The organism is Suttonella sp. (genome assembly GCF_056855035.1).
In genome coordinates this window covers 1-12,423 of the sequence record NZ_JBXGGR010000115.1, presented here as the reverse complement: position 1 = coordinate 12,423, position 12,423 = coordinate 1, and the positions used below count along the sequence as shown (strand labels likewise).

The 12,423-nt window shown below is 44.9% G+C and carries 9 protein-coding genes; 2 read left to right on the top strand and 7 right to left on the bottom strand.

The features are described from left to right. Positions 1-147: 147 nt before the first annotated feature. The gene (locus ACJHVI_RS10360; RefSeq protein WP_483184660.1) at positions 148-339 is read left to right on the top strand and encodes a hypothetical protein; all 192 of its coding nucleotides are present in this window, start codon (positions 148-150) and stop codon (positions 337-339) included. Between the two features lie 12 nt (positions 340-351). Here the strand turns inward: ACJHVI_RS10360 and ACJHVI_RS10355 are convergent, their stop codons facing one another. From ACJHVI_RS10355 to ACJHVI_RS10345, 3 genes are read right to left on the bottom strand one after another with little or no spacing between them, the layout of a single operon-like run. Further along, positions 352-1,023 (bottom strand): 3-keto-L-gulonate-6-phosphate decarboxylase UlaD, encoded by a 672-nt coding sequence (locus tag ACJHVI_RS10355; protein WP_483184659.1) that lies wholly within the window; start codon positions 1,021-1,023, stop codon positions 352-354. Between the two features lie 19 nt (positions 1,024-1,042). After that, positions 1,043-1,519: a PTS sugar transporter subunit IIA gene (locus ACJHVI_RS10350; protein ID WP_483184661.1), complete on the bottom strand. Its 477-nt coding sequence runs from the start codon at positions 1,517-1,519 to the stop codon at positions 1,043-1,045. 23 nt (positions 1,520-1,542) lie between these two features. Continuing rightward, a complete protein-coding gene (locus ACJHVI_RS10345; protein WP_483184657.1) occupies positions 1,543-3,354 on the bottom strand; it encodes a PTS ascorbate-specific subunit IIBC in 1,812 nt (603 codons plus the stop codon). Positions 3,355-3,600: 246 nt separating this feature from the next. On the opposite strand from ACJHVI_RS10345, the gene ulaG reads away from it, so the two are divergent. Continuing rightward, complete coding sequence (gene ulaG, locus ACJHVI_RS10340; protein WP_483184656.1) at positions 3,601-4,692, top strand: L-ascorbate 6-phosphate lactonase; 1,092 nt, start codon at positions 3,601-3,603, stop codon at positions 4,690-4,692. Positions 4,693-4,762: 70 nt separating this feature from the next. On the opposite strand, the gene thrC is transcribed toward ulaG, so the two are convergent. The 4 genes from thrC to ACJHVI_RS10320 form a co-directional block, all read right to left on the bottom strand. Continuing rightward, positions 4,763-6,181, bottom strand: a complete 1,419-nt coding sequence (thrC, locus tag ACJHVI_RS10335; RefSeq protein ID WP_483184654.1) for a threonine synthase — start codon at positions 6,179-6,181, stop codon at positions 4,763-4,765. Between the two features lie 17 nt (positions 6,182-6,198). Then, positions 6,199-7,875 (bottom strand): single-stranded-DNA-specific exonuclease RecJ, encoded by a 1,677-nt coding sequence (recJ, locus tag ACJHVI_RS10330; protein ID WP_483184652.1) that lies wholly within the window; start codon positions 7,873-7,875, stop codon positions 6,199-6,201. A gap of 3 nt (positions 7,876-7,878) precedes the next feature. After that, on the bottom strand, positions 7,879-9,189 hold the full coding sequence (locus tag ACJHVI_RS10325) for a homoserine dehydrogenase (protein WP_483184651.1): 1,311 nt from the start codon (positions 9,187-9,189) through the stop codon (positions 7,879-7,881). A 260-nt stretch (positions 9,190-9,449) separates the two neighbouring features. Next, positions 9,450-12,329 (bottom strand): beta strand repeat-containing protein, encoded by a 2,880-nt coding sequence (locus ACJHVI_RS10320; RefSeq protein WP_483184649.1) that lies wholly within the window; start codon positions 12,327-12,329, stop codon positions 9,450-9,452. Between the last annotated feature and the right edge of the window lie 94 nt (positions 12,330-12,423).

Below are 12,423 nucleotides of genomic sequence, written 5' to 3'. Positions count from 1 at the left end.
TGATTTTGTCTGCCATCTTTTTTGACCTGTTTTGAGCCACAGAAAAAGCATTTTTTGTGTTCAAAGCTTTTGACCTCGCTAAAAGCCTTACAGAATAAGGCTTTTCAAACTTTTTAGCACCTAAAATGTCCCTTTGCCCGGAAAGAAATGACAAAAACGGCTGAAAAAGGCAAAATCCATACGCTTTTTATCGCTGATACGCCGTCTTTTGGTGGGGCGGGCGGTGGTGCGGACATTTCCTACTCTCCTGCTTTTCCGCTTGAGCCTATGGTCATGCTTTCTGCTTGCCTTTTAATAAGAAAAGCGGAATATCCGAGGATATTCCGCTTGTTTGCATGATAAATGCTGAGTTTACCAATATTGATTGATTTGCTCGCGCAAAGCAGCGGCAGTGGCTTGACCTTGTTCGCCGACCAAAGCGCGACCGGCAATAAAGGCTTTTGCATTTTTCACGCTTTTGAATAAATGAATATCTTCAGGCACAATACCGCCGGTAATCGAGACTTCCAAGCCAATCGCTTCTAAACGCTCCATTTTTTCAATATCTTCTGCCGTCCAGCCTTTGCCTGCTAATTCTGCATCGCGAGAACGGTGGAATATCGCTTGTTTAATGCCCAGATTCACCCAGTTTTGCGCATCTTCATAAGTCCAATTGCCATAAATTTCAATTTGAATTTCTTTTGGACGTGTCAATGTTTGGCTAGCATTGATTTCGTCGGCGACTTTTTTACAAGCCGTAATAGTGGCGATATGCGCCGCGGCCGATACAGTGAGCCAATCCGCGCCGGCTTCAAAAGCCATTTCGGCAAGAATCGCACCACCGTCAGTAGTTTTTAAATCACAAACGATAATATGATTAGGATGCAGGGCGCGCAACGTGCTGACTGCTTTCATACCTTCCGCACAAGCTAAGATAGTTCCTACTTCAATAATATCGACAGAGCTTTCCGCATTTTTCGCATCAGCAACCGCTTTTTCAAGGCTTAAAGAATCAAGCGCAATTTGTAATAAAGGTTTTGCCATTATTTTTCCTTTTCAATCATTACTTATTTAATGCCGCATCAATTGCCGCATAAACCTCTTCCGCCGAGCGGCATTTCAATATTTTGGATAAATCCACGCCTGTTTCGCTATTTGGGTCCTCATCTTCAAATACTTGCGTGATTTCCATAATACCCTGCATATGCTGCTCATTATCGCTGCCGGCTAAGGTAATCAGTACGGAAACAGGTGCTTCTTCGCCGTCAAAATAGACCGGTTCTTGCAGGGTAACCAAGGCAAAAGCGCTGCGAATCACGCCCTCTTCCGGACGCGCATGCGGCATCGCCAACCCCGGCGCTAAGATGATATACGGACCTAATTCTTCCACTTTTGCAATGATGTTATCGTAATAACGCGCTTCGATGGCACCTGATGCCACTAACAAATCCGTACCGATTTTCACTGCTTCCTGCCAATTGTCAGCCTGCTGATGCAGGCTGACAGAAGCATTTTCAATTAATGACTCTTTGAGCATAATTTTCCTTCATATAAAGGCGGGGATTATTCCGCCGCCTGATGTTTCTGAATCAAGGCAATCAATTCCTGTCCGAAAGAATTCGGATTGAGCATATTTTGCACGCCCAAAACAGAAACCGATTCGCCGACTTCAATTTCTCCCGCCAGATGTTTTGAAGACACAATAATATCCACATTACCGAGCTTGCTTTTATAATCGGTTACCGCACAAGAGTCCATAATATTAAGGATATTGTGCTTATCCAAATATTGTCCGATCTTCATTTTCATCATCATGGAAGAGCCTTGACCGGAACCGCAGACCGCTAATACCCGAATCGGTTTTTCGCCGTTTGCTGCCAACACAGTCGCTTGCTCAGCTACAGGGGCTTTTTCCGTATCGCCATAGCCGTCCATTTCTTCCAGCGTTTTGCCGGCTGCCGCCGCTGCCGCTTCCGCTTGGCGCAGATTTCTCGCCGCAGGAATCATATACATGATTGACAAAGCAATTAAGAACAAAATAAAGCCGAAGAAAGCCATATTCTTAGGCAGAATTGCCACTGAACTCATAATACCTTGCATAATCGGCGGGAATAGCAATGCCCAGTCGGCCATACCCATCCAACCGTTGAATGAAGTACCGTTTTCGCTGAATAATTGAATCGCCCAAGCAGAACCGAAGACTTCGATCATACCCATGACAAAACAAATTTTCATTACCGCTTTCCAACCGCCGAATTGGTTCGCAAACACACCGATAGTCGCATTTGAGAAGAACATCGGGATAAAGCCGGGGATAATCAAGACCGGCGCGCCCACCAAGAGCATAATGCCTACCGCCAAGAATTGGCCGATAGCCCCCCACATGAAGCCGAACACCATGGCATTGGGCGAATACGCATAAATCGCCGCACAGTCGATAGCCAAGACCGCATTAGGAATCACACGCTCTGAAATACCTTTGAACGCCTCGGACAATTCCGCAACAAACATACGCACGCCGACAACAATTACCTGAATGGCAACGGCAAATTTCAATCCTGTTTCAAAGATATAAATCGGCCACCATGTTTTACCCGCCATCTTGGTTAATTCTTCAATGCCGAAAGACAGAAGAATAATGGTAAAGAAGCCGGTCATCACGATAACGGTTGCGGAAATACTGTCATGGAAAATATGCAACCATTTTGGCAGCTGCAATTTATCTACGGTTTCTTCTTTATCGCCTAATTTCGGTGCTAATTTTACCGCAATCCATGAAGCGACTTGTTGCTGATGTCCGATAGAGAATCCGGCACCGCCGGTTACCGCCTGCGTTGCCTTATACACAATATTTGAGGAAATACCCCAATATAATGCCATGATAATCGCGGTATAAATGATGGTTTCCATCATGCTCGCACCTAATATCATATAGAAGACTGCTACCAAGCCCGCTTGCTGGAACATGATATGCCCTGTCAGCATAATCGTGCGGATACCAGTCAAACGACGCAAGACCACCAGCAGAATATTCAGCGCCAATGCCAAGAGCACCGCCAAACTCACCCAGCTATACGCATCGCCCATCGTTTGAATGGTTGCTTGCATACTGGTGTAAGGGTCAATCACTGCACCTTGCAATTTATGCACTTCGGCAATTTTTTCAATGATTGGTTTAAAGCCGGTTACCAAAGCTCCCGAACCGACTTGCAAAATCATGAAGCCGACAATCGTTTTAATCGTTCCCTTGATAACCGTTGTGGCATCTTTTCTTAGCAAGATATAACCGATACAGGCAACCAAACCTAAAAGCAAAGGGGCTTTAGACAGAAATTGTGCGTTAATAACTGTTAAAGCTTGTGTTAAAAACTCCATACAAACCTAACCTTTTGTTTTTACCTTTAACTACATAATGCTCAATAATTACCATTCGGCAAATTACGCAGCTCGGCGATTATATCACAAAAAATTTTTTATCAAATTATTATTTAACTTTGATAAACACATAATTTTATTAAAAAAATAATGCTTAGAAAAAATTAATAAAAAGAGTTACAATACCAAGTCGGCGCATCTTGCGCGCTTTGGTCTGTGAAGACCCTTTAATTTAACGGAGAAAAAATGAGTAAAATTAGTGAAATTACGAGAGAAAGCTGGATTTTATCCACTTTCCCAGAATGGGGCACTTGGTTAAACGAAGAAATTGAGAACGAAGTTGTGCCGGAAGGCAATTTTGCCATGTGGTGGCTGGGCTGTGTCGGCGTATGGATTAAAACCCCCGGCGGCGCAAACATCTGCATGGATTTATGGTGCGGTCGCGGAAAAAACACGAAAAAAGTGAAAGACATGGTACGCGGTCATCAAATGGCGAACATGGCCGGCGTGCGCAAATTGCAGCCTAACCTTCGTGCTGCGCCTATGGTGCTGGATCCTTTTGCCATCAATGAAGTGGACTTTATCTTGGCTTCGCACTACCACAGCGACCATATTGACGTAAACGTCGCCGCCGCTATCGTCAATAATCCTAAATTAGATCATGTTAAATTCGTAGGCCCTTGGCATTGCGTGGAATTATGGAAAAAATGGGGTGTACCTGAAGAACGCTGCATTACTGTTAAGCCGGGCGATGTCGTCAAACTCAAAGACGTAGAAATTCATGCGCTGGATTCCTTTGACCGCACCTGCTTGGTCACTTTGCCTGTGGAAGGTGCAGAAGAACAAGGCGGAGAATTGAAAGGACTCTGCCCGAGCGATGAGGAAATGGGACGTAAAACGGTGAATTACGTTTTCAAAACCCCGGGCGGAAACATCTATCATGGCGCCGACTCGCATTACTCCATCTATTTTGCCAAACACGGCAAAGATTTTGATATTGACGTCGCGCTTAACAACTATGGCGAAAACCCTGTAGGCATTGCCGACAAAATGACTTCGATTGATTTATTGCGCATGGCGGAAGCACTGCGTACCAAAGTCATCATTCCTGTGCATCATGATATTTGGACCAATTTCATGGCAAGCACCGATGAAATCATTGCTTTGTGGAAAATGCGCAAAGAACGTTTGCAATACAAATTCCACCCCTTTATTTGGGAAGTGGGCGGCAAATACGTTTATCCGCAAGACAAAGATTTAATCGAATATCATCATCCGCGCGGCTTTGACGATTGCTTTGAACAAGAGCAGAATATTCAATTCAAATCTATGCTATAAACGACAATTGTTAAGCTTAAAAGCAAGAAAGGGAGCAAATGCTCCCTTTCGTTTTTCTGTCTAATCTTTTTTAAGACTCCGACAATTTTTCCGTGATTAAAGATTTCAATTTTTCTACATCGTTCTCAATCACTTCTACATACTTAGGCAGGTTTTCAATATCTGCAAAACGTGCCGGACGTTCGGCGGGATGTCCGACCGCTTCCATCACGGTGTCTTCAAATTTAGCAGGCAAGGCGGTTTCTAAGCATATCATCGGCACGTTTTCTTCCGCGAATTGCTCGCCGACAAATACGCCGTCTGCGGTATGCGGGTCAATTAAGCGTGCAAAGCGGCGTTCGATGCTGGCGATGGTGTTGAGACGGTCTTGGTGGGTGGAACGTCCTGCGCCCAATCCGCTTTCTTTAACGGCTTGCCATGCGCCGTGTTCATGAATACTGGGGATATGTCCTTGCTCGATTTCCTGCCACCAGCGCATGATTTGCGCACCGTCGCCGTCGCTCATCAGGTAGATAAAGCGTTCAAAATTGCTGGCTTTGCCGATGTCCATAGAAGGGCTGGAGGTTTTGGCGACTTCTTTGCCGGGGCGTACGCGGTATTTGCCGGTGCTGAAAAACTCATGCAAGACGTCGTTTTCATTGCTCGCCACAATCAGACGACGCAGCGGCAAGCCCATGCTTTTGGCAAGATAGCCTGAAAAAAGGTTGCCGAAATTGCCAGAAGGCACGCAGACGTCCACTGCTTCGCCAATAGCAACGCCGCTTGCCAAATAGGCTTTAAAGTAATACACCGACTGTGCCAGAATGCGCGCCCAGTTAATCGAATTGACCGCGCCGATATGATATTGGCTTTTGAAGTCGACATCGGCATTTACGGCTTTAACGAGATCCTGACAGTCGTCAAACACGCCTTGCACGGCGATATTCACAATGTTCGGCTCTTGCAGGGAATACATTTGCGCTTGTTGGAAGGCGCTCATGCGTCCGTGCGGCGAGAGCATAAAGACATTGACATTGTCTTTGCCAATCATGGCATATTCGGCTGCTGAACCCGTATCGCCGGAGGTTGCGCCTAATATGTTGAGCCGTTCGCCGCGCTGCGCCAAGACATATTCGAAGACTTCGCCGAGAAACTGCATGGCAATGTCTTTGAATGCCAGCGACGGTCCATTGGATAATTCCAATAGATACAGATTGCTTGCGCCTAAGCGCGACAGCGGCGTAATCGCTTCACTGCCGAATTTTTCCGCCGTGTAACTACGTGCGATAATGCCGCGCAATTCCGCTTCGGGAATATCGCTGATATAGGGACGCATGACTTCAAAAGCGAGGTCTTGATAGGATAATTTCTGCCAAGCGGTCAAAGTGGTATGATCAATCTGCGGAATGTATTCAGGCATTGCCAAGCCGCCGTCGGGCGCTAATCCTGCCAGCAAAACATCGCAGAAACTGCCTAAATCATGGCTGCTACGAGTGGATAAATAATGCATCTTCTCTCCTTCTGCGGCTAAGCAAGCGCCGCATGGTTAATCAATAAATTCAGGCGTTCATCGCCAAAAAAACGGTTGACCTGCATTTGGAACACCGCGCCGATGATGTCGCCATAGCGAAAATCTGCCACTTGGAAGAACCATGTGGCGACAATCTGCTGCCCTGTCTGCAAATGGCGCAGATTCATGCGCGTGTGCTGTGCGCCCAATTGCCGGCATTCAATCACTTGAAATCGATTATAAAACTGCGGTGCGGGCAATTCGCTGCCCCAAGGCTCGAGTTTTTCCAAATAACGCGCCCAGTCGATGTGCAGCATATCAGGCGGCAATTCGCCGTCAACATAAATTGCCGCTTCAGGTGCTTGCAAGCCGATATGTTGGTAAAAAGCGGCATTAAGCGCCTCAATAAGCGCCGCATAATATTCCTGCTGCACCGTCAGCCCTGCTGCCAAGGCATGTCCGCCAAATTGCAGTACTTGCGGCGGTAGAGATTGCGCGGCAAGCGCCAATAATTCATGGATATTCACACCTTGTACCGAACGCAGCGAGGCTTTGATTTTGCCGCTTTCTTGCGCATCGGTCGCCACCAAAGCCGGGCGGGCAAAGCGGGATTTGATTCTCGCCGCCACGATACCGATCACGCCTTCATGCGCATCAGGCAGATAGGCGCTGGCAATTGCCTGTTTCTCATCAATTACTTGCATTGCGCGGCTGCACATCTCGCTTTCCAAGGCTTTGCGATCGCGGTTCAATAAATCCAATTGCTCGGCATAATCACCGGCAGTCGCCCAATCATCGCATAGCAGCAATTCCACGCCGTCATGCATATCTTCCAAACGCCCGACCGCATTTAAGCGCGGCGCAAGTGCAAAGCCGATATCGCTGGGTAGCAGCACCGCTGGATTCAGATTGGCAACCGCACATAAAGCGCGCAAGCCGAGATTGCCCTTAGCGCTTTGCAAACGCTGCATTCCCGCCTGCACCAAAATGCGGTTATTAAAATCTAGCGGCACAATATCCGCCACCGTGCCAAGGGCAACCAAATCCAGATAATCGGTTAATTGACAGGCAAAGTCCCAGCCCTGCTCCACATAATGGCGGCGCAAAGCCAGTAAGAGATAAAACACCACGCCCACACCCGCCAAATGCGGCGAAGCGAATCGGCTGTCATGACGTTTGGGATTGACCACAGCCACCGCCGGCGGCAATTGCGCATCCGGCTCATGATGATCGGTAATGATGAGTTTCACGCCTTGGGCAAGCAAATCCGCCGCCGCCTCATGGCTGCGAGTACCGTTATCCACCGTAACCAGCACATCCGGCAAAGGTGCACAGGCGGCAAGCCCCGCAAGACTCAAACCATAACCATGCGCCATACGATTAGGCACAAAATAGCGCACCCGTGCACCCAATTTGCGCAGTACCCGCATCATTAAAGCGGTCGCGCTCGCGCCGTCAACATCATAATCGCCGTAAATCAGAATATCTTCGCCGCCACGAATCGCTCGGGCTAAAGTTTCTGCGGCAAGCGCAACATCCGGCAAAGCCTGCGGCGATTGCAGCAATTGCAGTTTCTTTTCCACCTCCGCCGCACTGCCCACGCGTGCTGCGTAAATATCGCGCACCACGGGATGCCAATCCGGCGAAAACTGCTGCGGCGCCGTACGAAAGGGACGGCGGATAATCTGCACCACGATTTAGTCGAAATATTCCACGCGGATATAACGCAGAGGCTCCGTTACCGCCACCATGCTTTCGATTTCTTTCACCGCATCGCGCAAATATTTTTCTTGCACAATATCGGTTAAGAAAATCAAGGGAATAACGCCATTTTGCTTTTGCTCGATTTTCTGAATAATCGATTCAATCGAAATTTTATGCTTAGCTAAAATCCGCGTAACCTCCGCCAACACACCAATCTCATCCCGCACGCTCATGCGCACATAATAAGCCGTCAAAAATTCTTCGGCAGGCAGAATTGGCAGAACGTTTTTATCGAAAATTTCCGTAAAACCGAATTCATTCAAACGGTTCTCGCTATCCAAATTCAGCTCGCGAACCGCATCAATCAAATCCGCCACTACTGCGGAAGCCGTCGGCAAACGACCTGCACCGGGACCGTAATACAGACTGTTGTCCACCGCATTACCCTGCACTTGCACCGCATTCATCACGCCTTTCACCCCTGCCAGCATCGTATTGCTCGGAATCAAAGTCGGATGCACGCGCACCTCAATACCGTGTTCGCGGCGAATCGCCATACCCAAATGTTTGATAACAAAACCTAATTCTGCCGCATTGGCAATATCGGCAGGCGTTAAAGTATCAATACCTTCAGTGAAAACCGCATCAAATTGCAAAGGAATACCGAAAGCAATCGAAGCAAGAATCGTGATTTTATGGGCAGCATCCGTGCCATTAATATCGAAAGCGGGATCGGCTTCGGCATAGCCTAAAGCCTGCGCCTCTTTCAGCACATCGTCAAATTGCCGTCCCTGCTCGGTCATCGCCGTTAAAATGAAATTGCCCGTACCGTTGATAATCCCTGCAACCGAAGAAATCGCATTTGCCGTTAAGGCCTCGCGTAATACCTTAATCACCGGAATTCCGCCCGCTACCGAAGCCTCATAAGACAACTCCACTTCATTGGCGCGCGCCAATTCAAACAGGCTTTGCCCATGCTTGGCAATCAAAGCCTTATTCGCGGTAATCACATGTTTGCGATTGGTCAAAGCCGTTTCAATCAAAGTCTTGGCAGGCTCATCGCCGCCCATCAGCTCTAAAATGATTTGAATCTCGGGATCATTGACAACCGTCATCGCATCATCGGTGCATTCAAAAGGCAAAGCAGCAGTATCGATCCCTGCCCAACTGCGCTTAGCTACTTTTTTGATATGGATTTGATAACCGCCGCGACGTTCGATTTCGCGCGCGTTTTGGGTTAAGACCTCGACAACGCCTTGTCCGACAGTGCCATAACCAATAATGCCGATAGATACGCTTTTCATCTGATTTTTCCGTAAAAAAGATGCAGTATATTGCGCTTTATGCCGCTGTCAATTGCTGATGTTAAATTTATTAGCGATGCATTTTCCCCGATACGCGATTGCTTTGCGGACTCAAAAACAACCGCTTCATACTGACCTATCCGGCTTTCTCGCTCAACTTAGCGCCGTTACTTAAACTATAGAAACGCTACTTCAATCTCATTGGCTACAAAAAAATTATCCCAACTAAAAAGTTGGGATAATTCAATTACAGCAACAGATTACATAATCACAATGCCATCTTGGATATATAATTTCAAATTATGCTGAGCATTTTCATAAACATTGTAAACAATGTCATCATGACTAATTTGGTCTTTTTTATCAAATACGCCAGAAACACCTCGTACTTTATCTTTTGTATCGTCACTAACATCGCCGCGAATATATAAACCGTCAACACTGTCAAGTGTATCCACATAAGATTTATAACTATCTATATTATTAATTGTAAGCGTATTAATACCTTTTCCATCCATGCTGGTCATATCAATAAACTCAAAGGATTTGATGCCATAATTTTGCAAATTAACAGCATAATTTGTATTGTTACCGGTAATTTTTAAGATATCAACACCACTACCTCCATTTATTTCAGCAGTATCAAACATATCCTTAACAGATAAAACATCATTACCATCACCCAAAAAGATTTTACTATCATTTTCTGCCTTATTGTGAATGGTAATATTGTCATTACCGTTACCTGTTGTGATAGTACTACCCCAAATAGCGCGATGAAGTGTAATAGTATTATTGCCATCTCCAGCATCTAAATTGCTATAAGTCAATGCTCGATCTGTATTACTTCCTGTTACATTTGCAGCAAGATCGATAATATCGTCACCATTACCTAAGGTTAAAGTTGAATTTTCAATTTTTCCTTTAATGTTCAGATAATTTCCATCATTACCCATTGTAATAGTAGTAGCACTACGATTATGACTTGAAGAACTAAAGTCACCATCGATGTATAAGCTATCACCACCATCACCTGTATTAATTAATGATCTATAAACCTCTCCTTTGATATGAATAAAATCTTTGTTTTTACCTGTAGTAATATCGGCAACACTTCGACCCCCAATGGTCAATTTATTTTCACCATGCCCAAGTTCTATCTTGCCAGTATTTTTCGAGTTTATTGTTATCTCGTCATTGCCATCATCTGTTTTAATGTAGGATTGGTTTATGCCGCCTATACTTAGTTTATTTACACCTGCACCCAAATCAATTCCTGCTACAAACGAACCTTTTCCGATTTCTACAACGTCATCTTGATTACCTGCTATTATAGAGTAATTATTGCCGCTATACTCTCCTGCAATAGTTATTTTATTCTTGCCACCGCCAACATGAATGTTGCTTGCAGCATTTCCACCTACCTTAATAGTATCATTACCATCCAGCATATTAATATAACCACCAAGGTAAGAACCATAAATCTCAACAGAATTATTACCTCCTTTTAGGTCAATATTGGTTATTTCGCTAGAATAAGCAATAACTTTATCGTCACCATTTTCAGCAATGATATTTGTATTTTTTGTAGCAAAAGCGATTATACTTGCACCTCCGGCAAAAGCATTTTTCTCATTACCAATAGTAATCTCATTATGACCTGAGCCGACATTAATCGTGCTGTTTTCAACAACTGTAGTAAGATTTAGTATGTCATTATCTTTACCTGTGGTAATATTTCCCCGATGATAAGCATTAGCTTTGACAGTAATAATATTTTCACCATCACCGGCATCAATTACCGCCTCGGAATAATTTGACTCAAGATTAATTATATCTTTGTCTTTACCTGTAGTAATAGCACTTCTATAATGCCAAGCATTAATATTTACCTCATTTTCGCCATCACCCAAATTAAGATTCCCTGTGGAATCACTGGTTACAATGGTTACTTTGTCATTACCCTCACCTGTGCTGATATGGCCACCCTGACTAGTTCCTCCGGTCTTCTTGTCTAAAAGAATATTAACGACATTATCTCCAGCTCCTAAATTCATATCAAATATATTGCCTCGACCGTTAACAGTAATTGTATCTTTTCCTGCACCGGTAACGAGTTGTGAACGTTCGGTTGAAGAAGAACTGTTTTTTATGATTACACTATTATCCCCTTCTCCAAGGTCAATTCTATTAACTGAAACTATACCTTTTACGTTGTTAATGATAACTTCATCGTTAGCAATGCCACCACGAATAAACGAGCCATTAAGCTCCCCAATACTGACTTTATTGACCATGCCTTTGGCATCTGCCACATCATGATTAAGCGATGTTTTGCCATCGGCATAAAATGCCTGGTAATCATCACCATCTTCTGTATCGCTATGCGTATATATGTAGGCAGATATACTTCCGCCTTTATATTTAAAGCCATTTAAAGCATATTTAAAATTACCTGTACCTAAATCTAAAAGACTACCACCTAGCTGTCCTTTAATGTCGGCAGTATCGTTTCCGCCACCAAGATAAATATGAGCAGACAGGACATCTTTTTCAACCACAAGAGTATCATCCCCTGTTTCCATAAAAACTTTTGCAAGTTGATTGTTGGTAATTTTAGCTTCAATACTTCCTGTTCTATTGTAAATATCATTATCTCGAATAATTTTATAGACATCATTACCTTCACCAAAATAAACAGAGCTCACTCCCTGCCCTTTAGCGATTAAAGTGTCATTACCAGCAGCCATGTCAACAATCGCATCTGTGGTTATCGTTCCTTCCAGTGGTCCAATCTGAGCAACATAACCGACAGTACCAACTTTGATGGTATCATCGCTATTAGTGGTAGGCGTTCCACTACCATCAGTATGATGTGCCGTATAGCGACCACCGTTATATCTAAAATAAATACTGCCTTCCGTACGGTCTTTCTCAGTCGGTCCGCCCTGCAAATCCCAGTTGGCATCAATAATGCGCGTATCAAGATTAATGCCTTGAACCACCGTAACAGAGGTATCAGCAATTGTGACGTTCTGTGTTTTATCACCCACTTTAATCGCTAAGGTTTCGTTTCCTTCCGTCGCTTTATCTGCTTTAATCGGCAATGTGATATTGAACGTATCCACGCCTTTAGGCACGTTTAGTGTGCCGTCCGCATTTTTGCTGACACCGTTGCTAAAGCTTGCTGTTCCATAATCATCAGCCGTAATTCCTTTGCCCGATAAACTGAAA

Bases quoted from the DNA above. Each gene is read 5' to 3' on its own strand.
- ACJHVI_RS10360 (WP_483184660.1), top strand. From the start codon at position 148: ATGACAAAAACGGCTGAAAAAGGCAAAATCCATACGCTTTTTATCGCT.
- ACJHVI_RS10355 (WP_483184659.1), bottom strand. From the start codon at position 1,023: ATGGCAAAACCTTTATTACAAATTGCGCTTGATTCTTTAAGCCTTGAA.
- ACJHVI_RS10345 (WP_483184657.1), bottom strand. From the start codon at position 3,354: ATGGAGTTTTTAACACAAGCTTTAACAGTTATTAACGCACAATTTCTG.
- ulaG (WP_483184656.1), top strand. From the start codon at position 3,601: ATGAGTAAAATTAGTGAAATTACGAGAGAAAGCTGGATTTTATCCACT.
- thrC (WP_483184654.1), bottom strand. From the start codon at position 6,181: ATGCATTATTTATCCACTCGTAGCAGCCATGATTTAGGCAGTTTCTGC.
- ACJHVI_RS10325 (WP_483184651.1), bottom strand. From the start codon at position 9,189: ATGAAAAGCGTATCTATCGGCATTATTGGTTATGGCACTGTCGGACAA.